23 protein-coding genes are annotated in these 25,545 nt (G+C 67.7%); 3 read left to right on the forward strand and 20 right to left on the reverse strand.

All coding sequences use genetic code 11. From position 1 onward, the window contains the following. Positions 1-109 precede the first annotated feature (109 nt). Entirely contained in the window at positions 110-1,249 is a 1,140-nt protein-coding gene (locus tag IEV99_RS00610; protein ID WP_188515804.1) for an extracellular solute-binding protein, read from the forward strand. Positions 1,250-1,460: 211 nt separating this feature from the next. Here IEV99_RS00610 and IEV99_RS00615 read toward each other — a convergent pair whose 3' ends face one another. The 3 genes from IEV99_RS00615 to IEV99_RS00625 form a co-directional block, all read right to left on the reverse strand. After that, positions 1,461-1,769: a CsbD family protein gene (locus tag IEV99_RS00615; protein ID WP_188515805.1), complete on the reverse strand. Its 309-nt coding sequence runs from the start codon at positions 1,767-1,769 to the stop codon at positions 1,461-1,463. 74 nt (positions 1,770-1,843) lie between these two features. Beyond that, positions 1,844-3,523, reverse strand: coding sequence for a methyl-accepting chemotaxis protein (locus IEV99_RS00620; RefSeq protein ID WP_188515806.1), 1,680 nt, complete (start codon positions 3,521-3,523; stop codon positions 1,844-1,846). 115 nt (positions 3,524-3,638) lie between these two features. Next, the gene (locus tag IEV99_RS00625) at positions 3,639-4,193 is read right to left on the reverse strand and encodes a CAP domain-containing protein (RefSeq protein ID WP_188515807.1); all 555 of its coding nucleotides are present in this window, start codon (positions 4,191-4,193) and stop codon (positions 3,639-3,641) included. 276 nt (positions 4,194-4,469) lie between these two features. Between IEV99_RS00625 and IEV99_RS00630 the strand changes: the two genes are divergently transcribed. Together IEV99_RS00630 and IEV99_RS00635 are read left to right on the forward strand one after the other, a co-directional pair. Continuing rightward, the gene (locus IEV99_RS00630) at positions 4,470-6,218 is read left to right on the forward strand and encodes an ethylbenzene dehydrogenase-related protein (protein WP_188515808.1); all 1,749 of its coding nucleotides are present in this window, start codon (positions 4,470-4,472) and stop codon (positions 6,216-6,218) included. A gap of 67 nt (positions 6,219-6,285) precedes the next feature. Continuing rightward, positions 6,286-7,290 carry a 2Fe-2S iron-sulfur cluster binding domain-containing protein gene (locus tag IEV99_RS00635; protein WP_188515809.1) on the forward strand — a complete coding sequence of 335 codons (1,005 nt, stop codon included), beginning with the start codon at positions 6,286-6,288 and terminating at the stop codon, positions 7,288-7,290. A gap of 55 nt (positions 7,291-7,345) precedes the next feature. Here the strand turns inward: IEV99_RS00635 and IEV99_RS00640 are convergent, their stop codons facing one another. From IEV99_RS00640 to hutI, 17 genes are all read right to left on the reverse strand, one after another. Continuing rightward, entirely contained in the window at positions 7,346-9,388 is a 2,043-nt protein-coding gene (locus IEV99_RS00640; protein ID WP_188515810.1) for a methyl-accepting chemotaxis protein, read from the reverse strand. A 9-nt stretch (positions 9,389-9,397) separates the two neighbouring features. Continuing rightward, positions 9,398-10,204 (reverse strand): PstS family phosphate ABC transporter substrate-binding protein, encoded by an 807-nt coding sequence (locus IEV99_RS00645; RefSeq protein ID WP_188515811.1) that lies wholly within the window; start codon positions 10,202-10,204, stop codon positions 9,398-9,400. Positions 10,205-10,299: 95 nt separating this feature from the next. Beyond that, positions 10,300-10,473 (reverse strand): hypothetical protein, encoded by a 174-nt coding sequence (locus IEV99_RS00650; protein WP_188515812.1) that lies wholly within the window; start codon positions 10,471-10,473, stop codon positions 10,300-10,302. A 108-nt stretch (positions 10,474-10,581) separates the two neighbouring features. Then, positions 10,582-11,262, reverse strand: coding sequence for a protein-methionine-sulfoxide reductase heme-binding subunit MsrQ (gene msrQ / locus IEV99_RS00655; RefSeq protein ID WP_188515813.1), 681 nt, complete (start codon positions 11,260-11,262; stop codon positions 10,582-10,584). A gap of 43 nt (positions 11,263-11,305) precedes the next feature. Continuing rightward, entirely contained in the window at positions 11,306-12,241 is a 936-nt protein-coding gene (gene msrP, locus IEV99_RS00660; protein WP_188515814.1) for a protein-methionine-sulfoxide reductase catalytic subunit MsrP, read from the reverse strand. Positions 12,242-12,376: 135 nt separating this feature from the next. Next, positions 12,377-13,303: a sugar kinase gene (locus IEV99_RS00665; protein WP_188515815.1), complete on the reverse strand. Its 927-nt coding sequence runs from the start codon at positions 13,301-13,303 to the stop codon at positions 12,377-12,379. 70 nt (positions 13,304-13,373) lie between these two features. Next, positions 13,374-14,060, reverse strand: a complete 687-nt coding sequence (locus tag IEV99_RS00670; protein ID WP_188515816.1) for a haloacid dehalogenase type II — start codon at positions 14,058-14,060, stop codon at positions 13,374-13,376. A gap of 90 nt (positions 14,061-14,150) precedes the next feature. Next, a complete protein-coding gene (locus IEV99_RS00675; RefSeq protein WP_188515817.1) occupies positions 14,151-16,292 on the reverse strand; it encodes a methyl-accepting chemotaxis protein in 2,142 nt (713 codons plus the stop codon). An 80-nt stretch (positions 16,293-16,372) separates the two neighbouring features. Then, positions 16,373-16,837, reverse strand: a complete 465-nt coding sequence (locus IEV99_RS00680; RefSeq protein ID WP_188515818.1) for a cache domain-containing protein — start codon at positions 16,835-16,837, stop codon at positions 16,373-16,375. Between the two features lie 203 nt (positions 16,838-17,040). Continuing rightward, on the reverse strand, positions 17,041-17,844 hold the full coding sequence (locus IEV99_RS00685) for an ABC transporter ATP-binding protein (protein WP_188515819.1): 804 nt from the start codon (positions 17,842-17,844) through the stop codon (positions 17,041-17,043). After that, a complete protein-coding gene (locus tag IEV99_RS00690; protein WP_188515820.1) occupies positions 17,829-18,605 on the reverse strand; it encodes an ABC transporter permease in 777 nt (258 codons plus the stop codon). The genes IEV99_RS00685 and IEV99_RS00690 overlap by 16 nt, the downstream gene beginning before the upstream one ends. 64 nt (positions 18,606-18,669) lie before the next feature. Continuing rightward, positions 18,670-19,620, reverse strand: a complete 951-nt coding sequence (locus IEV99_RS00695) for an ABC transporter substrate-binding protein (RefSeq protein ID WP_188515821.1) — start codon at positions 19,618-19,620, stop codon at positions 18,670-18,672. Between the two features lie 107 nt (positions 19,621-19,727). Further along, on the reverse strand, positions 19,728-20,111 hold the full coding sequence (locus IEV99_RS00700) for a response regulator (protein WP_188515822.1): 384 nt from the start codon (positions 20,109-20,111) through the stop codon (positions 19,728-19,730). A gap of 106 nt (positions 20,112-20,217) precedes the next feature. Further along, complete coding sequence (gene hutU / locus IEV99_RS00705) at positions 20,218-21,885, reverse strand: urocanate hydratase (RefSeq protein WP_188515823.1); 1,668 nt, start codon at positions 21,883-21,885, stop codon at positions 20,218-20,220. Between the two features lie 17 nt (positions 21,886-21,902). Beyond that, complete coding sequence (gene hutG, locus IEV99_RS00710) at positions 21,903-22,721, reverse strand: N-formylglutamate deformylase (RefSeq protein WP_188515824.1); 819 nt, start codon at positions 22,719-22,721, stop codon at positions 21,903-21,905. Continuing rightward, on the reverse strand, positions 22,718-24,262 hold the full coding sequence (gene hutH, locus IEV99_RS00715; protein WP_188515825.1) for a histidine ammonia-lyase: 1,545 nt from the start codon (positions 24,260-24,262) through the stop codon (positions 22,718-22,720). Before hutH ends, hutG begins: the two co-directional genes overlap by 4 nt. Next, positions 24,259-25,482 carry an imidazolonepropionase gene (gene hutI / locus IEV99_RS00720; protein WP_188515826.1) on the reverse strand — a complete coding sequence of 408 codons (1,224 nt, stop codon included), beginning with the start codon at positions 25,480-25,482 and terminating at the stop codon, positions 24,259-24,261. Before hutI ends, hutH begins: the two co-directional genes overlap by 4 nt. Positions 25,483-25,545 lie beyond the last annotated feature (63 nt).

Raw genomic sequence — 25,545 nt, forward strand, 5'->3', positions numbered from 1 at the left:
CAATTGAGGCTACAACTAGGACGTGTGAACACGTTCACAGACAGGCGGCCGCGACCTGCGCAAAGGTCCCGCCCGTCCGCCACTCGCGGTTCTCGTTTCGGAGCGACCGATGACCGACGCCGCACCCCTGCTGACGCGACGGGCCGCCCTGCGGCTCGCGGTCGTTGGCGTGGCGGCCCCGGCAATCCTGCGCGCCAGCGACGCGCTCTCGACGTCGGGGCGCATGCAGGTTTATGCCTGGTCGGATTTCTTCGACAAGAACACGATCCTGGCCGATTTCGAGGCGCGCACCGGCGTGGCCGTCGAACTCTCGACCTTCGGGTCCAACGAGGAGCTCGAGGCCCGGCTCACCGCCACCAAGGGCCGCGGCTATGACCTCGTGTTTCCCTCCGTCGATACGGCTCCCAACTACTACGCGTTGAACCTGCTGCAGCCCATCGACGAGCGCCGCTTCACGGGCGACCGCGTGATCCCGTCCATCTATCGCACCTCCGTAAGTCTGGGGGCGACGCATCGGGGTCGGCGCTACCTGATCCCGTTCGATTGGGGTACCGAAGGCATCACATACGACTCGCGGCGGTTCCCGGTGCGGTCCGGGGAACTGTCCTACGGCATGGTGTGGGACACGGCGCACGGCAAACGGGCGCTGATCCGCCCGAAGTCGGCGCTCACCGGCGTGGCGCTCCATCTGGACGCCACCGGGCGTGAGCGGTCGAACCGCGGCATGGATATGTACCGCAGCGAGGACGATTGCCGCCGCGTCATGGAAGCCTGCCTGCGCTTCATGGCCGAGCGGCGCGGCGCCATCGCGGCGCGCTGGAACGACGCCGCGGAGGCCACGCGCGGCTTCACGCATGCGGGATGCGTGATCGGGCAGACCTGGGACAGCACGGGCGTGCTCCTAAACCGAACCGTAGGGCCGCAATGGCGCTACGGCATGCCCAAGGAGGGCGGGCTAGGCTGGACGGACACCATCGCGATCCCGTCCGGGGCCGCCAATCTCGACCAGGCCTACGCGCTGATCGATCACCTCATGCGACCCGAAACAGGCGCGAAATTCGCCGAGGCGACGGGCTACAACAGCTGCGCGGCGGGCGCGGAGGCATTTCTGTCGCCGCTCGCCAAAACGTCGTTCGAGATGATTTATCCGAGTTCAGCCACGATCGAGGACATCTGGTGGTGGCCGATGCAGACCGGCTTCTTCAAAGCGCTGCGCGCCGAATACGCCGAGAAGATCGCTGCGCTCTGACGCGAAGGCGATCGCTCTGTCTCAAGCCTGTGAGCTGGCCGTGCGTGTCCTCGATCTCTTCACCGTCCTCTCCGGGATCTTCCCGGGAATCCACGCGCTGGGCTGCAGCGTGAATGGCCGGGAAAAGCCCGGCCATGACGGAGAGAGCCGGCCAAACGGCCGTGCTGCCGGTGTTCGCACCACTGCGGCCTGAGCCGCCCGGCGGCGTCGATCAGCGACGGCCGTGCAGGATGGTCGCGAGCGCGAAGCCGGCGAACGCCGCCACCGCGAGCGCCCCGATCGGGTTGGCCTGAACCTGCCGGTGCAGCAGGGCCGCGCCTTCGCCCAGCGATTCAGGAGCCCGGTCCGCCATGTCGCGCACCGTGTCCTTGGCGCGGCCATAGGCGTTCTGGGCCGCCCCGGTCGCCTGGTCGGCGAGGCCGCGGGCCTGCGTCCCTACGTCGCCCGTCAGCCGGCCGGCGGCGTCTTCCACCTTGCCGGCGATGTTGGTGACCGTTCCAGCCACGCGATCCGTGTCCATGCGTTCCTCGTTGTTCCGTCAAGCCCCCGCTGGGCTGGCAACGCGAGGTGGTCGGGTCGGTTCCACCGGGCCGGTCAGGCGGCTTCCAACGTCTGGAAGAAGCGCTCGACCTCTTCGCGCATTGCGACCGCCTGGGAGTCGATCTCCCGCACGGCGGCCAGAAACGCGCCGGCGCTGGACGCGCTTTCAAACGACGAGCCGTCAACGTCTTCGGCCAGCCGCACCATTGCCTCCGCACCGTCCGCCGTGGAGCGAATGGACGCCGCGATGCTCGCGGTGGCGCTGCGCTGCTGATCCGCCGTCACCGCGATGGCGGTTGAGATCTGGTCCACCTGCGCGATCTTGCTCTGGATCGCGTTAAGCGCGAGCGCCGATCCCGCGCCGGCGCGCTGGATGGCGTCGATCTGCTCGGCGATCTCGGCCGTGGCGCGGGCTGTCTGGGCTGCGAGCGACTTCACCTCCGCGGCCACCACCGCGAAGCCGCGCCCTGCCTCGCCGGCGCGCGCCGCCTCGATGGTGGCGTTCAGCGCCAGGAGGTTGGTCTGCCCGGCGATCTCGCCGATCACCTGGACGACGCCCCCCACCCGGCTCGAGATGCTCGCGAGCTCGTCCACGGCTGCGCCCGTCTGGCGCGCCGTCTCCACCGTCTGGCGCACAACCGCGGCCGACTCGACGATGCGTCGCTCGATGTCCTCCACCGACCGCGACAACTGCTCGGCCGCCGCCGCCGCCAGCGAAACCTCCTCGGCGGTCCGCCGCGAGGAAGCCGCCATGCTTTCGCTCCCTTGCCGGGACCGCGTGGAGGCGGCCGTCATGGTGCCGGCGGACGCCGCCAGGTTGGCCACCATGTCGCCAATTTCGTTGATCCAGGCCCGGAGCCGCTGGTCGAACGCCGCAACCCGATCGCGAACGGCGGCCTGCCGCCGCAAGACTGCTTCGCGGTCGTCGCGGTTCTTCAACTCGGCCACGAGGTCATTGTTGCGCTTCACGGCGTCCCGCAGCACTTCCAGCGCGCGCGCCATCTCGCCGATCTCGTCCGCCCGGTCCAGCGGCGGCAATGTCACGGACGTATCCCCCTGTGCGAGCCGCTTCATGATCTGGGTGAGGTTCGTGATCGGATCGGCAATGACCTGCACGCTCAGAAAAAACGACAGGCCTCCGGCCGTCAGCACGCACGTGATCGCAATCAGGGTGACGAGGGCCTGCATGGAGCGGATTTCGTCTGCCGCCGCCTTGCCGGAGGACCACATGTGCTCCTCTGAATTCGTCTTCAAGGCCGTGAGCGCCTCGGTCAATTGTTCTCGGATATTGCGGTTCTGGCCTGTATTGCCTGCTTGCCTCACGCCGTCGAGGTTGCCGGCCTCCGCCATCTCGAGCAGCTTTTTCCGGAACACCACAAATTCGGCGATGCCCTTGCGGATCCCGCCTTCCGCCAGGGCGACCCGGTTGTCGGTCCAAGCGAGATCCATGCTCTCGATCTCGGTGAGGGCCGCACGCAGGCCGCGAACGAAACGCTGGGCCTCGCCGGGGCTCTGCGCGAGATAGAGCCCGCGCGATTCCATCACGGCCCGGTGCACCAGGTTGTCCAGCCGTTCGGCGGAAAGACTCTCGCGCACCACGACGCGCAAGGAGGGAAACAACGCGCCGACCTGCCGGGTGGACAATACCGCATGCATCGCGATCGTGAGCGCGACGGCGCCGAGGAGCGACATCGCGAACAGGATCTTCAACTTGATCGAGAGCCGGAAAAGCATCGGTCGTGAAGCCGCCGCATCGGAGGAAAGCTTCACAACCTTAAGTTGTGGTTCTTAACGATACGGTAGCGACGACGCTTGTTTGGGCGCGGGGTGCTGTTTCGCCCCTCGGTCGTCAGGGGCGTCCGCTGCCCCACCAGAACCCCGGCATCACGGCCGCGCCGGGTGGCGGCTGGTCCGCCCGCGGCTCGGGCCCGGCGAGCACGAGCGCCCAGTACTGGACCGTGCCGCGCGGTCCGGGACCCGGCGCGTGCGCGAAGCCGATGCGGGTCGCGCCCGACATCAGCAAGTTCTTGCGGTGGCCGGAAGACGCTTTCCATCCCTCGAACGCCTCGGCTGGCGAAGTCTGCCCCATCGCGACGTTCTCGGACGCCGCATAGGCCTGAACGCCCGCGGCCTTGAGGCGGCTCGGAAAGCTTCCGGCGATCTCGTGCGACATCTGCCCCGCCCGAGCCATCCCGAGCGCCTGGGCGGCCGCGGCCCGCACGAGTGTGGGATCTGCCGTCACGGGGCCAAGGCCTTCGGCCTTCCGGAACGCCGAGATCCAGGCCGCCATGGCGGCTGATTCAGATGGCGCGGCGTTTTTGCGGGCCTGGGCCGCAAAGGCCCCAGGAGGCGAAGCCGCCAAGGCGGCCAGCACAACGAAGGTGGCGAGGGAGCGCAAACGCAAGGCCTTTCAACGGAGAATGCTCGCGCAAGTTGCAAACGATCATGTCAAAAGAACGGCGTTTCCGTAATACGAGCATGAACACGAAATGCAATCGTTAGATGTATTGCAGATCTTCAGTATTGATAACTTCACATCAAGGATAATAGCTTATCGTGATTTCTGCGCCAGATTACGACGGCGAAAAATCAGCGTAACGTTTGAAGCGAAAGAAGTACAAGCCGAAATTTTTTTGGTTGGGACTGGTTGTAAACACGAATCGATTAACGGAGAGATTGCATGAACGAGTTCGTGACTCCAGCCGCGGCGTCTGAGGGCGCCCGGCCGGTCGACGCCCGCAACAACAGGCAGCGCGCGCCCGGCAAGCCCCGCTCGGACGTAGGCACCATCGTGCTGCACTGGGCCACCGCGATCGCCGTCGTGGTGAGCCTCGCCACCGGTCTGCGAATCGGCGGCGACTCGCCGGATTCGATCGTCGGCAAGGCGCTCTGGTCCGTCCTCCCCCAAGGCGAGATTTGGACCTGGCACTTTGTCGCCGGGTTGGGGCTGTTTTTTTGCGCGAGCGCCTACGCGATCTACATGAAGCGCGCGGGCCTGCTCGCCCGCATTGCGCCCGCGCGGGCGCGCGTGATCACACTCCCGGCCGCCCTGCGCCTGCGCTGGAACGCCCTCAACGTCATCCTGCATTGGGTGATCTATGCGGTGCTGGCGGCGCTCACCGCGACCGGCGTGGCGCTTTATGCCGGCTTTGGCGGCTGGATTATCCCAGTGCACGGCCTGCTGGCCACCGGGACGCTGGTCTATATTGGCGTCCACGTCTTCACGCATTTCATGTATGGCGGCCTCGACCAGCTGCTGCGGCTGTTCAAGCCGACGGCGCTGGCGAAAACCAAGGCCCTGCGGCCGCGGCCGTTCCTGGTCGCAATAGCGGTCGGCGTCCCGGTCGCGGCCGGCGCGGTTGCGATCGATCTCACGACCCGTGACACGCTCGTGGTCGCCCGCGTCGCCAGCGCCCCCACGCTGGACGGCAGGCTCGACGAGGCGCTCTGGTCCGCGGCCAAGCCGGTTCGCGTACGCACCGAGCAGGGCTCGACCATCGGGCGCCCGGGACATTCGACTGTCGAATTGCGGGCGATCGAGGACGGGCAGAAGATCTACTTCGCGTTCCGCTGGGAGGACCCCACCCGCTCGCTGATGCGCCTGCCGCTGATCAAGCGCGAGGACGGCTGGCGCATGCTCGGCCACGACGCCGACATCGCCGACGTCACCGACTTCTACGAAGACAAGTTCGCGGTGATGTTCACGCACTCGGATGCGTTCGGAAACGGCGGTTCCACCCATATGGGCCCCAACCCGCTGCCGGGCGCGCCGAAGCCCGTCCACGGCCGCGGCTACCACTACACGACGGATGGCGAATACGCGGACGTGTGGCAGTGGAAAGCTTCACGCGGCGGCATGCTGGGACGCGTGGACGACATGTATTTCGGGCCGCCCAACGCCGCGAACGAGGCCATGGCGGCCGGCAAGGCGCGCTACCAGGCCGGCTACGACAACGATCCCGGGGCGGGCTTCTACGTCTATAACTACAAGGGGGAAGCCCCTGGCGGCTATCGTGGGCCCGTGACCGTGCTGAAGCTGCCGAAAGACCCCGCCGCCACCACGCGGGCCATGGGCGCGCTGCATCTCGACGTCAACAAGAGCAACGACGAGGGCTCGCGCTGGTGGATGACCGAGGACGAAGTCGTTCCTTACAGCAAGGAGCTGGACGACAAGATCCCGGTCGGAACCGTGATGCCGGGCGTCCTGATCCAGGGCGCCTATGCGGGCGATCGCGCCGATGTGCTGGGCGCGGCGGCGTGGAAGGACGGGTACTGGACGCTCGAAACCAGCCGGGCGCTCCAGACCGGCAGCAGGTTCGACATCGCCTTCACCAAAGACAAGCCGATCTACGTCTACGTCTCGGCTTTTGACCATAACCAGACACGCCATACCCGGCACATGCGGCCGGTGGTGCTGTCGCTGCCGTGAGGCTCAGGCCTTTCACGACGCCGGCCTCCCACCCACCATCTGGCGCGCCGCCCGGGATCACTTTCGCATGTCTTCGACAGCCCACATCAGCATCAACGGACGAACCGTGGCCACGCGTATCGGGGCCACCCTCCTCGACGCCGCCCTGGCGGCGCGCATCCCGATGCCGCATGATTGCTGCACCGGCCAGTGCGACACCTGCCGGGTGACGGCGCCGTCGGGCGTCGACGACAACGGCACCCGCGTGCGCGACACCGTGCTGGGCTGCCAGGCCACCATTACGGGTCCGGCCGCGATCACCTTCGAGGAGGTCCCGGCCGTTGTGGCGCTCGCCGGCGTGATCTTTGCGATCAGGCCGTTGTCGCCCTCCATCGTCGAGGTGGTGATCGAGACCGACGCGCCCCTGCGCTACCTGCCCGGCCAATATGTGAAGCTCGGCTTCAAGGGCCTTCCGGAGCGGGACTACAGCCCAACGCTTGGGCTTGGCGGCGAGGCGGACGAGAACCGCCTTTATTTCCATATCCGCCGCTATCCCGGCGGTCGGCTGTCGGGCGCACTTGGCTCCACCATCCGGGAGGGCGCGCGCCTGAAGGTGCGCGGCCCATTCGGCCATGCGTGGCTGCGCCAGGGTTCCGGGCCGCTGGTGCTGGTGGCGAGCGGCACCGGCTTTGCGCCGATCTGGTCCATCGCCGTGGCGGCGCGCCTGGGCCAGCCCGACCGGCCCCTGACGATGATCGCCGGCGCCCGCGACCCCCTCGATCTCTACATGCGCCACGCCTTCGCCTGGCTTGCCGCGCGGGGCGTTCGCGACCTGACGTTGACCTGCAGCGGCGCGCCCGCCTTTGCGGACATCCGGGCCGGGCGGCCGACCGACGCCCTGCCTCCGCTTGATCCGAGCGCCACCGTCCATGTGGCCGGCGCCCCGGCGATGACGGCGGCTGTCGCCGCGCTGGCCCAAGAGGCCGGGGCGCAATGCGTCGCCGACCCGTTCACCATCAAGCCGACGGCTCCGACCTGGCGCGAGCGGATCCTCGGTGGCGTTCGTCTTCTCCAAAACGGGCGCGGCGCCTGAAGCGCGATTTTCTGAAAGCCTGCCGGAGGAACGCGGTGCCGCCCATAGGGTGGCCTCAGGACGCCGCCACATCCGCCAGGAAGGACCGCACGGCCTGGTCCAGCTGACGCGCCTCGTCAGTCATGCGCGCCGCCATGCCGACAACGTCGACGGTCGCCGCCCGAGCGTCCTCGACGGTAGCGCTGAGCTTCTCGACGCTGGCGCAGAGCGCCCCGGCTCCCTCGAATGCCGACGACACGCTTTCGGCGATCTGCTCTGTGGCTTCCGACTGGTCGCGCACGACGTGCCGGATCGTGGTGGTCTGCGTCAGCACATCCGAGAACGACTGTGCGATCATCTCGATGGATCGCACGGCGTCGTTGGTGGCGTCCTGGATCGCCGCCACCTTGCCGGCGATGACGTCGGTCGCCTTGCCGGTTTCGCCCGCCAGCGCCTTGACCTCGCTGGCCACCACCGCGAAGCCCCGGCCGGCCTCGCCGGCGCGCGCCGCCTCGATGGTGGCGTTGAGGGCCAGCAGGTTGGTTTGGGAGGCGATCCCCTCGATCAGGCGCACCACGGCCCCAATCTGGTCGGCGGCTTCCAACAGGCTGCCAACCTTGCGGGTGGCGTCCAGCGCGATGTCGTTGCCGTGCACCACCACGTCTGCCGCCGCGCTGACGCGGCCGGACACGCTCCGGATGGCGTCCGTCAACTGACCGGTCGCGGCGTCCACGACCATCACGGACGTGGTCGTCTGCTTGGACGCCCGGGCCGTCACCCCGGCCTCGTCGCGGGCGTTGCGCGAGATGCCGTCGAGGCTTTGCGCCGAGTTGTTCATGGAATGAACACAGCCCTGGATGCCGTTCATCACCGAGCGCATGGAGGAGTCAAACCGCTGGATGGCGGCTTCCAGCGAGGCGCTGCGCTTGCGCACCAGTTCGGCGCCCGCCACGTCGGACCGCAGCCGGTCGCGCTCCTCGAGCGAGCGTTGCACAAGCTGCACGGCCCGCGCGATCGATCCGATTTCGTCCCTGCGTTCGGCGCCGCTCACGGTAGCGCGCCAGTCGCCCTGCGCGACTGCCGCGACTGCGTTGGTGATCTGCCGCAAAGCCTTGGCCATGCCCCCCGCCATCAGCATCATCAGGCAGCCCGCCATCACGATGGCGAACAGGCCTGCGCCCGCCAGCCAGGTGTTGAGCCGCCGCGCATGGGCCTCGCCGATCCGGACGGTCTCGTCGCGCAACGTGTAGATGTCGCCTCGCGGCGCCAACGCGCAGACCTGGACGGCGTCGACCAGCGCCGCGCAGCTTCCGACATAGAGACCGTTTTCGGTTTCGAGAAGGCGCGTGCCGTCCATCCGCCGCAGCCGAAGCCCGTCGGCGGGAACTCCCGCTACCGAGATGATCTGATCCTCGACTTCGACGAAGACGCCGGACCCGGTGAGCTGCGAAAACTCGTCCAGCACGGTCTCCGGCGACCGGAGCGGCCGGAAGCCGATCAGCAGGGACGTCACGTCGCCGAAATCGTCGAACATGGGCTCAATGAAAATCATGGCCAGTACGGGTTTCTGGCCCATGCCCAGCTGGTGCGCCGTGGCGGCGTCCAGCAGCCGCATTTCGCTCAGTGAGCGTGGAGCGGATTTCTGGTTGTCGGCCATCAGCCCGGCGACGCTCTCGAGCAGGGACGTGCGCCGCAGTTCCTGGTCGACCCGAAGCAGGTCCGCCTGCTTGGACGACGAGCCGACCACGTGAATCTTGTCGTCCACAACCGCGATGAGCCCCAGATTCGCGGCGCGACCAGCCGCATCCAGGGTTTCGCTGATGTTGGCGACATTTCGCGACTGGACGGCCCGCATCACGTCGGTGCGCTGGGCCACCATCCCGAGCCGACGGGCGACATCCTTCTGAAGCGTGTCGAGGCGCGCCTTCGCCAGATGTGCCTGGCTGCGCATCCCGTCCGACAGCTTCTCTACGGACAGGCGGGCCAACTCGGTGGACTGCTCGGCAAGGCTCCGTTCGACGCGAACCACCGTGCCGGCCACAAGCGCGATCAGCGCCAGCCCGGTCACCCCGACGGTGACGGCCAGTATCCTTGCGCTGATGGATCGGAGAAGGGGCAACGGCGGCCGTCAGGGCGTCGGAGCGACGCCGCCGAGGCTGCCGACGATCCGTTGGGCCTTCTCGCCGGTGGAGTAACGGATGAAAGCGGACGCTTCGGCCGAGACGGTCTGGGGCTTGTAGATCAGGCCGATCGTCACCGCGCTCGGATAGGCCGGTTCAGTGGGCGCCCGATCGTCGATCTTGAGCACGTTGACGGCATCGCGCAGCAGCGCCGAATAGGGTCCAAAGCCGATAGCGCCCTCCACCGACCGGACGGTCTCGACAGCCTCCTGGGTGGTCAACGCGGTTTTGGACTTCGCCGTGATAACAAGGTCCTTCCACCCCGGCATGGAATTGCGCAACACCCCGAGGGTGCTGTCGCCATCCTCCCGGCGCACCACCTTGATGCGCATGTCCGGGCCGCCGACGTCCTGCCAATTGGAGATTGCGCCCGCATAGATGCCGGCCAGCTGGGCGCTGGTCAGTCCCCCCATGCGCACGCCCGGATGGGTAAAGAACGCGGACGGGACCTTGACGACAGGGCTCAGCATCAGACCCTGCGCGCGCTCGGAATCGGACAACGACCGCGCGACGCGGCCAATGACCTCGCGATCGGACGCAACCGACACCACGGCGCCGCCCGAGCCGATGCTCGGCGGCAACGTCACCGTCACTGTGGGCATCTCCCCCGCGAACGCGGTGCCGATCGCGCGAAGCATCTCCACGCCGTCGCCGGTTCCGGGAATTGTGATCTCACCAGACCAGGCGTGAGTCGCAGTGATCGCGAGCAAGAGCGGGCCGAGCGAAACGGCGCGCGCATAAGTTGCACAATTCATTTGGGCGCAATCCCTAAAGCAACGTGTCACAAGGCTAGCGAAATAAGCTTAACCGATTGTCACGAGATTAAGGGCGGTTGCGAAAAGCGGCCAATCTAGTCCGCGCTATAAAGCAGGGGCTGGTTCACGCGCAGCATGTCGTAGGTCGCGACCGCCCCGAAGCCAAGGATGGCGCCTGTCAGCAAGCCTGCCGCCAGCACGGCGACGATCCGGACGATCAGGCGAATGCTGTCCCGGGCGACTGCTGGGCGATGCAATGCGGCGTTCATCAGGTCCTCCCGAAGCCGTCGGCTTCCTGGAGGCCAGATTGCCGCGATCCGGGCCGGGGCGACGTGCCGGATCGCACAACTGTCTTCCGTGCGGTTCCCGGCGCTCGCTCAGGCGGCGGCGCGTCGCGCGCTTGGACGCTTGCGGACCTTCATGTAGACCCGCCAGCCCAGCAATATCGCGAGCATCGCCGCGAAGATGATCGGCCAGGTCAGGTCCCGCTTCACCAGCCACCAGTAGTGCAGCACACCAAGCGTCGCGACCACGTAGATGAGCTGGTGCAGCCGCGCCCAGCGCGGCCCGCCGAGGCGTAGCACCCAGCCGCGCGTCGACGTGATCGCGAGCGGGGTCATCAGCAGCAGGGCCGCGAACCCCACGGTCACGAAGGGACGCTTCCAGATGTCCTTCACGATCGCCTCGGCGTCGAACACCATGTCGAAGCCCAGATAGGCCATCAGGTGGATGAACCCGTAGAAAAAGGCGAACAGCCCGAGCATGCGCCGGAACTTAATCAACCAGTTCCAACCAGTGAGGCGGCGAAGCGGCGTCACCGACAGGGTGATCAGCAGGAAGTAGAGGCACCAGTCGCCGGTGGTGTGCTCGATCGTCTCGGCCGGGTTGGCGCCCAGCAGATCGGGATTCCCGAACACGCCATACACGAGCCGGGCGACCGGGATCAGCCCGGCCAGCAGCACGACCGGCTTCGACCAGCGCACCCAGTCCGGGCCACGCGCGGGCTTGGGCGCGCCGCGCCGCGCAGCTGGTTTATCGGCAAGGGCTGCGTTCGCCATCAGGCTGTGGCCGCCCGCGCCCGGCGCTTGAGCCGCATCGCCATCAGAAGTTCGACTTCAGGTCCATGCCCGCATAAAGCGACGCGACCTGATCCCCGTAGCCGTTGAAGATCTCCGTCTGGCGGCTCGCAAACAGGGCCGGCAGGGCCCGCTCGCGTTTTTGCGTCCAGCGCGGGTGATCGACGTTCGGGTTCACGTTGGAATAGAAGCCGTATTCATTCGCGGCGGCCTTGTTCCAGGCGGTGCCCGGCTGCTGCTCCACGAACTCGATCTTGACGATCGATTTCACGCTCTTGAAGCCGTATTTCCACGGAACGATGATCCGCACCGGCGCGCCGTTCTGGTTCGGCAGGATTTCGCCGTAAACGCCCAGCGTCAGCAACGTGAGCGGATGCATGGCCTCGTCGATCCGCAGGCCCTCCACATAGGGCCAGTCCAGCACAGGCACGCGCAGCCCCGGCATGGTCTCGGGCTGCATCGCGGTGGTGAACTTCACGTATTTGGCCTTGCTGGTCGGCCCCACCATCTTGGCCAGCTGGTTGAACTCCAGGCCCACCCACGGCACCACCATCGACCACGCCTCGACGCAGCGGAAGCGATAGACGCGCTCTTGCAGCTGCATCTTCAGCAGCGCCTCGATGTCGATGGTCTGCGGTTTCTCGACCTCGCCGCCGACCTCGATGGTCCACGGCCGTGTCTTCATCTGGTCGGCGGACGCTGCCGGGTCGTATTTGCCGGTCCCGAACTCGTAGTAGTTGTTGTAGCCGGTGACGAGCTTTTTGGGCGTGGGCTCCGCGTCAACGCTGAAGGCGGCGTTGCGGGGAGCCGCGAGCGCGGCCGGCGCCGCCAGGGCGCTGCCGCCTCCAGCCCCGAGCGCCCCGAGAGCGGCGGCGCCCTGCATGAAGCGCCGGCGGTCCAGGAAAACGGACTGGGGCGTGATCTCGGACGGGGCGATCGGCGGCGGACGGAACATCGGCATTGTGTCTCCAGGACGTCGGCGCGGCGGTAGCCGTGATCGCCACATCGGGCGTCGACCTGATCAGTCAAGCGCGCTGCGGCGATCACGGCAACTCACGATCCCGCGTCCCGCGTCGGCCGGGCCCGAAGCAGCCCGTCAGGTTCTCGCCATGAAAGCTTCCACGTCGGCCCGGCGGGGCAGCGGCGCGACGGCCCCGTAGCCGGTGGTCGACAGGGCCGCGGCCGCGTTGGCGTAGTTGGCGGCCGCGAAGGGGTCGCCTCCGCGCAACCACTCGGCCAGAAACGCGCCGTCGAAAGCGTCTCCGGCTCCGGTGGCGTCCACGGCCTCGACCATGTGGCAAGGGATCACGCGGGTCTCTCCAGGCGTCGCCACCATCGCGCCTTCGACGCCCATCGTGAGCGCCACGATGCGGCAGCCCAGCGACAGGTAGAAGGCGCAGATGTCCTCCGGGGCGTCGAGGCCTGTGAGCTTGCGCGCGTCGTCCAGGCCCGGCCGGGCGATGTCGCTCATCGCCACGGCGGCGTGGATCACCGCGCGCGCCCGGTCGAGCGGCCACAGGCGCAGGCGCAGGTTGGTGTCGTAGCAGACCGTGGTTCCGGCCTCCCGCGCGCAGCGCAGGGCGTGGAACACGGCGTCGCAGGCGCTGTCCGAGATCGCCTGGCTGATCGCAGAGACGTGCAGCACCCGCGCGCTGGCGATCTGCGCTTCCGGGATCGCGGAGGCGTCCACCAGGCTGGCGGCCGAACCGGCGCGAAAATAGCTGAAGTGGTGGCCAGCATCGTCGTGGCTGATGAAATAGATCCCGGTCGCAGCGCCTTGCCGCGTCAGAACCGTGGAGCGGTCCACGCCCTCCCGGTCCCACAACGCCAGGATCTGCCGGCCGAACGGGTCGTCGCCCAGCGCCGTGAAATAGGCCGCCTTCGCGCCGCTGCGCGCCGCCGCGATGGCGGCGTTGGAGGTATCGCCGCCATAACCGGGCAGATAGAGGCTCTCGCCCTGGCGCTCGACCTGGCTGAACTCCATCATGGGTTCGCCCATCGCGAGAACATCCAGGGTCTTCATTTCAGCGCTCTTCAATCGTTTGAATCGAGCTGCATCATGCGCTCTCGCGCGCAGCCGCGCAATGTGTCCGCTAAGCCGCGGGCGCTTCGAGAAGGTCCGGCAGCTCCGCCAGCGAGGCGATCACGCGGTCGGGCGCCCCCGGAAGCCGCTCGGGCCGCTGCCCGTAGCGATTGCACCAGACCACCCGCATTCCGAAGGCCGAGGCCCCATACGCGTCCCAGCCGTTGGACGATTGGAACGCGATCGCGTCCGGGGCGACGCCCAGCCGATCCACCGCGAGCTGGTACACGCTGGGATGCGGCTTGTAGACGCCCACTTCGGCGACCGAGAGCACGTGGTCGAGCCACGGCCCGACGCCCGCGCCCTCCACGGCCGAGCGCAGCATGTCGGGCGAGCCGTTGGACAGGATCGCGGTCGCAAAGCCGCGCTTCTTCAGAGTGCTCAGCATGGCTGCAACTTCGGGGAAGGGGCGCAGGGTCGCGTAGAGGCCCATGAGCCTGTCGCGCAGGCCGGGCTGGACGAGGCCAAGCGCATCGAGGCTGAAATCCAGGGCGTCGCCCGTCACTTGCCAAAAATCGGCGTAGCGCCCCTGCAGGCTGCGCAGCCAGGCATATTGCAGCTGCTTGTCGCGCCACAGCGCGGTGAGCGGCCCCGCGCGATCGCCCAGAACGTCCGCGCAGCCGGCCGCCGCGGAGGCGAAATCAAATAGCGTCCCATAGGCGTCGAAGACGCAGGCCCTGATCCCCGTCAGCTTCATCACGGCGCGCCTCCCACCCCGGTGCGCCGCCATCATAACCGCATCGATCGGCCGCCGTCAGCGCAAGCGCGCGTGCGGCCTGGCGCGCGGCTAGAACTCGTCCCAGCCGGCGCCCGGCTGCGCGCCTCCCCCTGCGCGTCTCGCGCGGGCGGGCGCGGGCGCGGCAGGCGGAGGCGCGTTGCGGGCGGCGGCGGCCGGGCGCGCCGGCTTGGCCAGCTTCGCGAACGCATCCTGGGCGAGCTTGCGAAGGCGCGCCGGCTCGGTGGCTGGCGCCGGCGCCGCCCTGCTGGCGGCCGGCGCAGGCGCGGAATAAGCCGCCGCCAGCCCGCCCCTGCGCGTGCGGAACGTGGCCACGAGCTGGTTCAACTGGGCGATCTGGCCGGCGAGGGACTGCGCCGAAGCGGCGCTTTCCTCCGCCAGGGCGGCGTTCTGTTGGGTCATGTCGTCCATGTGGGCGACGGCTTGGCTCATCTCGTCGATGCCGTTGGCCTGTTCGTCCGCGGCAGAGGATATCTCCGACACGGTCGCGGCGACGCGTTGCGAAGCGTCCACGATCTTGCCTAGCGCATCGCCGGCGGCGCGCACCAGCTTCACGCCGTCGGCCACTTCGGCGTCCGACGAGTTGATCAGCGTCGTGATGTCCTTGGCGGCCTCGCTGGAGCGCTGAGCCAGCGTGCGGACCTCGGACGCGACCACGGCGAAGCCCTTGCCGGCGTCGCCCGCGCGAGCGGCCTCCACGGCGGCGTTCAGCGCAAGCAGGTTGGTCTGGAACGCAATGTCGTCGATCACGGTCGTGATGTCCGAGATGCGGCGGCTCGCCTCCTCGATACGGCTCATGGCGTCCACTGCACGGGTCACGATGGCGCCGCCGTCCTGCGCGACCAGCGCGGCTTCCTCGGACAGCCGCACCGCCTGCGCGGAGGATTGCGCCGACGCCTTCACGGACGCGGCGAGTTCCTCCGTGGTGGCGGCGGTTTGTTCCAGCGACGACGCCTGGTCTTCGGTGCGCTTGGAAAGGTCGTCCGCTCCGGACGTGATCTCGCGCGCTGCGCCCGCCACGTCGATGGAGGTTGATTGGATGGTCTCCACAGTCTCGGACAGCCGCGCGACGGTCTCGTTCAGCGACGCCGCGAGCTCGCCGAAGCGGCCCTGGTAGCTCGTCTCCACCGTGTGGGTCAGGTCGCCCTGCGCGAGCGCTTCCAGCGCGCCGCCGATGTCCCGTGTGGCGCGGTCCACCACCGTGTTGATGGCGTTGATGCCGTCAACGAGCTTGCTGATGTCCGGATCGACGTTGGCGGCCTGTGCCCGCGCCGAGAAGTCGCCGGCCACGGCGGCGTCCACCACGGTCGCGACCTCGCGTACGATTTCGGCGATGGCGGCTGAGCGCTGCTGCACGGCGATGTCGGCCTGGGCCTTGTCGGCCTCGAGGTGCGACCGGCGCTCCAGCGCCTGCGCGAGAACCTCGTAGGACGCCGCCATCGAGCCGATCTCGTCTCTGCGGTGGTCCTTCTCGAGTTGCGCGTGGCGCCCGGCGGCGAGTTCCTCCAAAGCACGCGACATGGCGATGACCGGGCGGCTGATCGCCCGGGCGATCATCGGGGCGCTCACAAGGCCGACCAGTGCGCTCAGCGCCAGGACGACCATCACGAGCATCATTTCGCGATCCACGATGGCGTTGATGCCGGCCGTTCCGGCCGTCTGGCGCGCCTGCGCGTCGGTCGCGAGCTTGGCGGTGATCTCCTCGAGTGTCCGAAACGTCCGGTCGGCGTTCATCATGAACATCAAGGACGAGCCAGCGTCGCTGTCGGCCATGTCGGCGACGTTCTTGCCCTGCTTCGAATAGGTTTTCATTGCGGCGTCGAGCTTGGCCAGCGCCTCGGTCTCCGAAGCCTCTTTGGCGAAGGTCGCCTGCGTGGCCGTGACCTTTTCGCCCAGCGCCTTGAGATCCGCGAGCGTGGCGGCCGCGCTGGCCTGGATCTTGGCCTGGTCGCTCTCGTTGGCGGCCGTCGCCGTCAGGCGGTACAGCCTGCCATGGGTCGCCCAGGCGGCGGTTTGCAATTCACCCGCGATGCGGGCCTGCGCGATCGGGCCCTTTGCAAGGTCCTGGAATGAATCGCGGGTCATGTCCAAAGCGTAGAGCGAGAATGCGCCCAGGCAGGCGAGGGACAGAACGAGGCCGACCGGAGCGGTCAGCACTTTCCAACGCAAGCTAAGGTCTTTGAACCGGATCATGACGACGCTTCCTGGCGTTGAACGCTCGAAAAAAGGAGGACCCGAACGGCCGCGCCGTCCGGGTTTTGTCAGTTCATGCGTCAGAGCTTGTACACGCCGCCGCAAACCGCGGTTTCGTCGAGCTTTTCGCAATACATCTGCTTGGGCTCGACCTTCTTGGTCACCGGGTTCACGAATTTGTATTCCTGCCAGAACGTGCCTTTCGCCTTGGCGAGGTCAACGCGCTCCTTCACGAAGAACTTGCCGTCGACGTCCTGTGAATCGAGCAGGTCCTTGCCGACGAGCTTGTCGTTGGCGCCGTGCGCCAGGACCTTGCCGTCGAGGCCGTAGACCACGACGTAGAGGTCGCGGTCGATGAAGTCCGGGTTCTTCTTGGTGAAGGTCTCGTAGGCCTTGGGGGCGCCATTGGCCTTGATGAAGGCGACCGCCTTCTTGACCATCGCCTGCGCCTCATCCTTGGTCGCCCACTCGCCCGCGCTCGCGCCCGAGAGGGTGAAAAGTGCGGCCAGGGCGGCGCCCGCGCATCCGTGAAGCAGCTTCGTCATGTTTCCTCCGCGCATCCGTCATGAAGCGGATAGGCGCAGAGTGGACCCCATCTTTGTTAATGCGTGTATAACGGACCTTTCAACTTACCATAAGTTGTATGCGGTAGTAGATGCGGCCGCTGCGCTGTCGTATGACTTCGGCATTAGCCTCGAACCGAAAGAAACAGAAAACAGTCAAAAACAGCGATCTTCCGGGGCTTCCGTCAGTGCTCCGTCGCCGCAAGCACGGCTTCGGCCCTGATTTCCTCGGTAAGTCTCGCCTTGAGGGCCGAGAACTCCGGCGTCGTCTTCACCGTGTAATGGCGCGGGTAGGGCAGGTCGACCGCGATATCGGCCTTGATCCGTCCGGGGCGGGCGCTCATTACGAGCACGCGGGACGCCATGAAGATCGCTTCCTCGATGTCGTGGGTGACGAATAGCACCGTCTTGCGCTCGCGCTCCCAGATGCCGAGCAGCAGCTCCTGCATCAGTGAGCGGGTCTGGTTGTCGAGGGCGCCGAAGGGCTCGTCCAGCAGCAGGATCTCGGGATCATTCGCGAGCGCGCGCGCGATGGCGGTGCGCTGCTGCATGCCGCCGGAGAGTTGCTTGGGCCAGTGGCGCTCGAACCCGCGCAGCCCCACTTTGTCGACGTAGCTTTCCACGATTGCGTTGCGCTCGGCTTCCGGCACGCCGCGTTCGTTGAGCCCGAAGGCGATATTCTCGAACACGTTGAGCCAGGGAAACAGCGTGTAGCTCTGGAACACCATGCCGCGGTCGGCCCCGGGGCGCGTCACCGCACGCCCGTCCAGCAGCACGCGCCCGGAGGTCGGGCTGTCCAGTCCGGCCACGATGCGCAACAGGGTCGATTTTCCACAGCCCGACGGCCCCAGGATGGTGATGAAGTCGTTGGGAGCGACGCTGAGCGTCGTCGGCTCCAGCGCCCGCGTGGGCGCCCCGCCATGAACGCCCGGGAATACCCGCGAGACGGCTTCGATCGACAGCGATCCGCTTTTCACGCCAGCCTCCATGGAAAGAGGCCGCGGTTCAGCGCCTTGAACAGGAAATCCGAGATCAGGCCGATGAGCCCGATCACGATGATGCCGAAAATGATCTGGCCGGTCGCCATCAGCGATTGGCTCTCGATGATCATGTGGCCGATGCCTTCGGATGAGCCGATAAGTTCGGCGACGATCACGTAGGTCCAGGCCCAGCCGAGCACCAGCCGCAGGATCTCGGCGATCTCGGGCGCATTTGCGGGGATCAGCACGCGCCTGACCACGCCTTGGTCGCCGGCCCCGAGCGTATAGGCCGCCTCCACGAGGTCGCGCCGCGTCGCCCCTACGGCCACCGCCACCATCAGGACGATCTGGAACACCGAGCCGATAAAGATCACCAGCAGCTTCTGGGTTTCGCCCAGGCCGGCCCAGAGGATCAGCAACGGAATAAAGGCCGAAGCCGGAAGATAGCGGGCAAAGGACACGAAAGGCTCGAAGAACGCCTCCACGGGCTTGTAGGCGCCCATCAGGATCCCCAGCGGGACCGCCACCAGCGCGGCCAGCGTGAAGCCCCCGACCACGCGCCACACCGTCATGCCGATATCGCGCGCGAAGCCGAACTTGGTCAGCAGCTCCCAGCCGTTCTGCACCATCGTGATGGGGTCGGCGAGAAAGATCTTGGACACAAAGCCGCCCAGCGTGGCCAAGGCCCAGCAGGCGACGAAGAGGACGAAAAAGGACACGCCCAGCAACACGCGCTGCGTGTTGGGAATGGGCGCCAGCGGGCGCGGCATGACGACCAGGAGCGTTGGAGAGAGTGGGGGCCGCCCGAAACCGGGTCCGGGCGGCCGGAGCGGCTTACTGGATGAAGCGGGTGTCCGCCAGGCCGTCGAGATCGGGGATCTGCTTGATCACGCCGGCTTCGAGCAACAGGTCGGCGGCTTCCTTCGAGAAGGTCTTGAAATCACCCGTGAAGAACGCCTTGTTGGCGGCCTTGTCCTGCCAGCGCAGGTACTTGGACGAGGCCGCGAACTGCTCGCCCGTCTGCTTCACGTCCGCGCCCATGATTTCGTTAGCCTTGGCGGGCTCCTTGGCGATCATCTCGAGCGCCTCGAAATAGCTGTCCGCCAGCGCCTTCACGGCCTTCTCGTTCTCGGCGATGAACTTCGGCGCGCAGCCGAACGTGTCCATCACGACCGGGTAGTCGAGCGTGGTCGCGATGATCTTGCCTGCTTCCGGCTTCTCACGGACGCTGGACAGATAGGGCTCGTACGTCATGGCGGCGTCGTTCTGGCCGGCGATAAACGCCTGCGCGGCCGGGCCGGGCTCCATGTTGACGATAGTGACGTCCTTGGAGGTGAGGCCGTTCTTCTTCAGCATCCAGGCGAGCACGAAATAGGGTGACGTGCCGGGGCCGGAGGCCCCCACCGACTTGCCCTTGAGGTCTTTGATGGACGCGATGCCGTTGCGCGTCACCATGCCGTCCGCGCCGTAGGACTTGTCGAGTTGGAAGATCTGCTTGATCGGCACGCCATTGGCGTTCCAGACCACATAGGTTTCAACCGTTGTGGCGGCGCATTGAATGTCGCCGGACGCGACCGCGAGGTGACGGCTCGCCTGCGGGATCTTCTTGATGGTGACGTCGAGGCCGTTCTTCTTGAAGATGCCGGCTTCCTTGGCGAGCGTCAGCGGCGCGAAGCCGGTCCAGCCTGAAATGCCGATCGCCACCTTGGTTTCCTGGGCGATGGCCGGGGAAGCCGCCCCGACCGCGGCCGCAATCGCCGCGCCCATGATCCACTCTCTACGCATCCCGCTCTCCCTCGCTGGAGGCCGCCGTCGCAACGGCCGGGCCATGAGGGCATTCAAGCGTGGACCCTGCTATTTGTCTATACAAACGTGCTGCAGCGCGGCGCCGGTCAGGCCGCTTCGGAGTCCACCAGACTGTCGATGCGAGCCGCCAGGGTTTCGGCGTTGAACGGCTTCACGATCATGGGCCCGAGCGCGTTGCCGTAGACGTCGTGGGACTTTGCCTGCGCGGTGATCAGCAGCACCGGAATGGCGGCGAGCTGCGCGCGCCGCGCCATGGCGTTCTTGACGTCCGCGCCCGTGTAGGGCGGCATGAGCCAGTCACACACCACGAGGCCGTAGCCCCGCTCCGCCACGCGGTTCAGCCCAGCCTGGGCGCCGACCGCGACATCGACGTCGCGAAAGCCCGCCTGTTGGAGAAGCCTCCGCAGGATGTTGGTCATGATCTGGCTATCGTCGATCACGAGCACGGGCGAAGAGCGATCCAACGGCATTGTGTCTCCCTTTCGGCTGCGAGAAAGCCTGAGCTCACAACAGTTGATGCGCTTCGTCCGTTGAATTTGAGTTATGCCGGTCTCTGAAAGATCGCAATATCTCCAATTAGCCGAGAATGCCGGGTAAATTGAGCTGCTGCTCTCGCGCGCAGTCCAGCGCCTCTTCGTAGCCCGCATCGGCGTGTCGCATCACTCCGGTCGCTGGGTCGTTCCACAGCACCCTCTCGATCCGCTTGGCGGCCTCTGGCGTGCCGTCCGCCACGATCACCATGCCGGAGTGCTGCGAGAACCCCATGCCGACCCCGCCGCCGTGGTGGAGCGACACCCAGGTCGCCCCCGATGCGCAGTTCAGCAGGGCGTTGAGCAGCGGCCAGTCCGACACGGCGTCCGATCCGTCCTTCATGGCTTCGGTTTCCCGGTTCGGGGACGCCACCGAGCCTGAATCGAGATGGTCCCGCCCGATCACGACGGGGGCCTTCAGCTCACCGTTGGCCACCATTTCGTTGAACGCCAGCCCGAGCCGGTGCCGGTCGCCGAGGCCGACCCAGCAAATGCGCGCCGGCAGGCCCTGGAAGCTGATGCGCTCACGCGCCATGTCGAGCCAGTTGTGCAGGTGGGCGTTGTCGGGCAGCAACTCCTTCACCTTGGCGTCGGTGCGGTAGATGTCCTCCGGGTCGCCCGACAGCGCGGCCCAGCGGAACGGGCCGACGCCCCGGCAGAACAGCGGCCGGATATAGGCCGGCACGAAGCCCGGGAAATCGAACGCATCCGCGACGCCCTCTTCCTTGGCGACCTGCCGGATGTTGTTGCCGTAGTCGAGCGTCGGCACGCCCATACGGTGGAAATCCAGCATCGCGCGCACGTGCTCGGCCATGGAGCGCTTGGCCGCCGTGGCGACCTGCTGCGGATGGGACTCCCGCTCGCTCTCCCACTGGGCGACGCTCCACCCCTTGGGCAGGTAGCCGTTCACCGGGTCATGCGCGGAGGTCTGGTCGGTCACGACGTCCGGCCGCACGCCCCGGCGCACCAGCTCGGGGAAGATCTCGGCCGCATTGCCAAGGACGCCCACCGAGAGCGGCTTCCGGTCGCGGCAGGACTGCTCGATCATGGCCAGCGCCTCGTCGAGATCCTTGGCTTGCACGTCGAGGTAGCGCGTGCGCAGCCGCATCTCGATGCGCGACGCCTGGCACTCCACGGCGAGGCAGGACGCGCCCGCCATGGTGGCGGCCAGCGGCTGCGCGCCGCCCATGCCGCCGAGCCCGGCCGTGAGGATCCACTTGCCGGCCAGCGAGCCGCCATAGTGCCGGCGTCCGACCTCCACGAAGGTCTCGTAGGTGCCCTGCACGATGCCCTGCGTGCCGATATAGATCCAGGAACCGGCCGTCATCTGGCCGTACATCATCAAGCCCTTGCGATCGAGGGCGTTGAAATGGTCCCAGTTGGCCCAGTGCGGCACGAGATTGGAATTGGCGATCAGCACCCGCGGGGCGTCCGGATGCGTCTTGAAGACGCCGACAGGCTTTCCGGACTGCACCAGCAGGGTCTCGTCGGCGTTGAGGTCCCGCAGCGCGGCCACGATGCGGTCGAAGCTCTCCCAGTCGCGCGCCGCCCGGCCGATGCCGCCATACACCACGAGCTCGCCCGGGCGCTCGGCGACCTCGGCGTCGAGGTTGTTCATCAGCATGCGCAGCGGCGCTTCGGTGAGCCAGCTTTTGGCGGTGATCTCGGTCCCGCGGGGGGCGCTGATGCGGCGGGCGTTGTCGATGCGGGTCATGGGCGTTTCCTCAGCAGTCAGCGCGCGGCGGCGAAGTGCAGGCAGGCTTCCAGCGCAGCGCGCAGCCGCGCCGTGATCGGGGCCGCATAGGCGGGGTCGAAGGCGGTCGGCCATCCGCCCTCGCGCACCGGCCCGGGCGTCTCGCGCATGTAGCCCCGGCAGGCGAGCTCCATCTGGATGGCGTGGACGCCCTGCTCGGGCGCGCCAAAGAAGCGCGTGATCCAGCCGCCCTTGAAACGGCCGTTTGTGACGCGGGTGAAGGGCGCGCCGTCGCAGGCGGCTTCCACGGCGGCGGTCAGCGACGGATCGCAGCTCGCGCCCGCGTTGGTGCCGATGTTGAAGTTCGGCAGCTCGCCCTCGAACAGCCGCGGGATCGCCGAGCGGATCGAGTGGCAGTCATACAGCACGACCTTGGGGTGAATCGTCCGCAGCCGCTGCAGCTCGGCCCCGAGGGCCGCATGGTAGGGCTCGAAATAAAGCCGCCGCCGCTCGGCGACCGAGGCGGCGTCGGGCGCGTGGCCAGGCTCGTAGAGAGCTTCGCCATCGAAGCTCGTGCTGGGACACAGCTCCGTGGTGGCCTGCCCGGGATACAGCGAAGCCCCCGAGGGATCGCGGTTTACGTCGATCACGGTGCGCGAAACCGCCGTGTGGACAATCGTGGCGCCGAGCTCGCGCGCGAAGCCGTAGAGCGTCTCGATGTGCCAGTCCGCGTCCTTGCGGGCCAGCCAGGGCGAGGCCAAGCCGCGATCGAAGGGCGCAGGAATCTCGGTTCCGGTGTGCGGGATGCTCAGCAGCAGCGGCGCATCCCGCCGCTCCACGGTCAGCCAGTCGCTCACGCGCGTTCTCCCTCGAGGCTGGGCAGCAGGCCGCGGCCGACCGCGTCAGCGAGCGCGCCGCCGCGCACGAGGCCGGCGGCGGCCGCCATGTCGGGCGCAAAGTAACGATCTTCGCCAAGCGCCGGAACGGTCGCCCGCAGCGCCGCGACGGCGCGCTCCAGCGGCGGGCTCGAGCGGAGCGGCGCATGGAAGCCGCAGCCTTGTGCCGCGGCCAGAAGCTCGATCGCTACCACCTGGACGGCGTTCTCGGCCATGGGCAGCAGGCGCCGCGCCCCGTGCGCCGCCATCGAGACATGGTCCTCCTGGTTGGCGGAGGTCGGGATCGAGTCCACGCTCGCCGGATAGGCGCGCTGCTTGTTCTCCGACACCAGAGCGGCGGCCGTGACCTGCGGGATCATGAAGCCCGAGTTGAGGCCCGGATGGGCAGTCAGGAACGCCGGCAGACGCGACAGCGTCGGATCCACCAGCATGGCGACGCGCCGCTCGGCCAGCGATCCGATCTCGCAGATCGCCATCGCGATCATGTCGGCCGCGAAGGCGACCGGCTCGGCGTGGAAATTGCCGCCGGAGATGACTTCGCCCGTGTCCGCGAACACGAGCGGGTTGTCCGAGACGCCGTTCGCCTCGATCTCGAGCGTCGCGGCGGCCTGCCGCAGCAGGTCGAGGCAGGCGCCCATCACCTGCGGCTGGCAACGCAGGCAGTAGGGATCCTGCACGCGATCGTCGCCGACGAGATGCGACTGGCGGATCGGGGAGCCCGCCATCAGCCCACGCAACGCGTCCGCGACTTCGATCTGACCGCGATGGCGCCGCAAGGCGTGGATGCGGGGGTCAAACGGCCCGTCCGAGCCCTTGGCGGCGTCGGTGGACAGCGCTCCCGTCACCAGCGCGGCCTGGAAAGCCCGCTCGGCGTCGAACAGCCCGGCCAGCGCCAGCGCGGTCGAGACCTGCGTGCCGTTCAGCAGCGCCAGGCCCTCCTTGGGGCCGAGCGCGACGGGAGCGAGCCCCGCGGCCGCCAGCGCCCGCGCGGCCGGCATGCGCTCGCCGCGGGTGAAGACCTCGCCCTCGCCAATCAGCGCCAGCGTCATGTGGGCGAGCGGCGCCAGGTCGCCCGACGCCCCGACGGAGCCTTGCGCCGGGATCACAGGGAGAATGTCGTGGTCGAGCAGGGCGACGAGCGCCTGCAGCGTTCCCCAGCGCACGCCCGAGGCGCCTTGCGCCAGGCTGGCGGCTTTCAGCGCGATCACGAGACGGACCACGGCCGCCTGCAGCGGCTCCCCGACTCCCGCAGCATGCGACAGCACGATGTTGCGCTGGAGCTGCGCCAGATCGGCGTCCGCGATGCGCACCGAAGCCAGCCGGCCAAACCCCGTGTTGATGCCATAGACCGGCTCGCCCTTGGCGATCACGGCCGCAACCGCCGCACTGCTCGCGTCCACGGCCGCGCGGCAATCAGGCGTGAGTGCAATCCGTGATCCCGTGTATACACGTCGAAGGTCTACGAGCGGGATGGCCCCGGGAGCTAGTGCGACGGCGCTCATCGGCCTCTCCAGACGCGGGCGTGAAGGGGGTTCAACCCCATGCGGTAGACGAGTTCGGCAGGCCGCTCGATATTCCAGATCGCGAGGTCGCACGACTTGCCGACGCTCAGCGTTCCGATCTCGTCGAGGCGCCCCAACGCCCGCGCGGCCTCCCGCGTCACGGCCGCCAGACACTCGTCCACGGTCATGCGAAACAGCGTCGCGGCCATGTTCATGGTCAGCAGCAGAGAGGTGAGCGGCGAGGTGCCGGGATTGCAATCCGTCGCCAGAGCCATCGGGACGGCGTGGCGGCGAAACAGCGCCACCGGCGGGACCTTGGTCTCGCGGATGAAATAGAAGGCGCCCGGCAGCAGCACCGCAACCGTCCCGGCGCGCGCCATCGCGGCTGCGCCTTCGTCGTCGGTGTGCTCGAGATGGTCGGCCGAGAGCGCGGCATGGTGGGCGGCCAGCCGTGCGCCGTGCAGGTTGGAAAGCTGGTCGGCGTGGAGCTTCACCGGAAGGCCTGCCGCCTTGGCGGCCTCGAACACCCGCGCGGTTTCGTCCGTCGAGAACGCGATGCCCTCGCAGAACGCATCCACGGCGTCGGCGAGGCCCGCGTTCGCGGCGGCCGGGATCATCTCCCGGCAGACGAGGTCGATGAAAGCGGCCTTGTCGCCCTTCGCCTCCGGCGGCAGCGCATGGGCGCCGAGCAGCGTCGTGGTCACCGATACGGGGCGCTCCGCCGCGAGCCGGCGGGCCGCCCGCAACTGTTTCATCTCCGTCGCGACGTCCAGCCCGTAGCCGGACTTGATTTCGATCGTGGTGACGCCCTCGGCCAGAAGCGCGTCGAGCCGCGGCAGGGCGGCCCCGACAAGCGCATCCTCGTCGGCCTCACGCGTCGCCGCCACGGTCGAGACGATGCCGCCCCCCGCCCGCGCGATCTCCTCGTAGGAAGCGCCGGCCAGCCGCAGTTCGAACTCGTGCGCGCGATCGCCGCCGTAAACCAGATGCGTGTGGCAATCCACGAGGCCCGGCGTGATCCAGCGCCCCTCGCAGGCGACGCGTTCGGCGGCGTCCCAACCGCCCGGCAGATCGGCCTCCCGCCCCACAAACGCGATGCGTCCGTCCCGGCAGGCCACGGCGCCGTTTTCGATCGCGCCGAGGCCCGGCCCTGCTCCGTCCAGCGTCAGCAGTCGCGCGCCAAGCCAGATCCTGTCATATCGCTTCCGACCATCCGCCATTTCGGTTGCGCGCCTCCCGGTTTGCCGGTTTAATTGTCTATACATAACCAGAATGGATCGCCC

It is taken from the genome of Alsobacter metallidurans (assembly GCF_014636935.1).
Taxonomy (GTDB): Bacteria; Pseudomonadota; Alphaproteobacteria; order Rhizobiales; family Beijerinckiaceae; genus Alsobacter; species Alsobacter metallidurans.

Coding starts and splice junctions, on each gene's coding strand:
- IEV99_RS00610 (WP_188515804.1), top strand. CDS start 110: ATGACCGACGCCGCACCCCTGCTGACGCGACGGGCCGCCCTGCGGCTC.
- IEV99_RS00615 (WP_188515805.1), bottom strand. CDS start 1,769: ATGGACACGGATCGCGTGGCTGGAACGGTCACCAACATCGCCGGCAAG.
- IEV99_RS00620 (WP_188515806.1), bottom strand. CDS start 3,523: ATGCTTTTCCGGCTCTCGATCAAGTTGAAGATCCTGTTCGCGATGTCG.
- IEV99_RS00630 (WP_188515808.1), top strand. CDS start 4,470: ATGAACGAGTTCGTGACTCCAGCCGCGGCGTCTGAGGGCGCCCGGCCG.
- IEV99_RS00635 (WP_188515809.1), top strand. CDS start 6,286: ATGTCTTCGACAGCCCACATCAGCATCAACGGACGAACCGTGGCCACG.
- IEV99_RS00645 (WP_188515811.1), bottom strand. CDS start 10,204: ATGAATTGTGCAACTTATGCGCGCGCCGTTTCGCTCGGCCCGCTCTTG.
- IEV99_RS00650 (WP_188515812.1), bottom strand. CDS start 10,473: ATGAACGCCGCATTGCATCGCCCAGCAGTCGCCCGGGACAGCATTCGC.
- msrQ (WP_188515813.1), bottom strand. CDS start 11,262: ATGGCGAACGCAGCCCTTGCCGATAAACCAGCTGCGCGGCGCGGCGCG.
- msrP (WP_188515814.1), bottom strand. CDS start 12,241: ATGCCGATGTTCCGTCCGCCGCCGATCGCCCCGTCCGAGATCACGCCC.
- IEV99_RS00665 (WP_188515815.1), bottom strand. CDS start 13,303: ATGAAGACCCTGGATGTTCTCGCGATGGGCGAACCCATGATGGAGTTC.
- IEV99_RS00670 (WP_188515816.1), bottom strand. CDS start 14,060: ATGAAGCTGACGGGGATCAGGGCCTGCGTCTTCGACGCCTATGGGACG.
- IEV99_RS00675 (WP_188515817.1), bottom strand. CDS start 16,292: ATGATCCGGTTCAAAGACCTTAGCTTGCGTTGGAAAGTGCTGACCGCT.
- IEV99_RS00680 (WP_188515818.1), bottom strand. CDS start 16,837: ATGACGAAGCTGCTTCACGGATGCGCGGGCGCCGCCCTGGCCGCACTT.
- IEV99_RS00685 (WP_188515819.1), bottom strand. CDS start 17,844: ATGGAGGCTGGCGTGAAAAGCGGATCGCTGTCGATCGAAGCCGTCTCG.
- IEV99_RS00690 (WP_188515820.1), bottom strand. CDS start 18,605: ATGCCGCGCCCGCTGGCGCCCATTCCCAACACGCAGCGCGTGTTGCTG.
- IEV99_RS00695 (WP_188515821.1), bottom strand. CDS start 19,620: ATGCGTAGAGAGTGGATCATGGGCGCGGCGATTGCGGCCGCGGTCGGG.
- IEV99_RS00700 (WP_188515822.1), bottom strand. CDS start 20,111: ATGCCGTTGGATCGCTCTTCGCCCGTGCTCGTGATCGACGATAGCCAG.
- hutU (WP_188515823.1), bottom strand. CDS start 21,885: ATGACCCGCATCGACAACGCCCGCCGCATCAGCGCCCCCCGCGGGACC.
- hutH (WP_188515825.1), bottom strand. CDS start 24,262: ATGAGCGCCGTCGCACTAGCTCCCGGGGCCATCCCGCTCGTAGACCTT.
- hutI (WP_188515826.1), bottom strand. CDS start 25,482: ATGGCGGATGGTCGGAAGCGATATGACAGGATCTGGCTTGGCGCGCGA.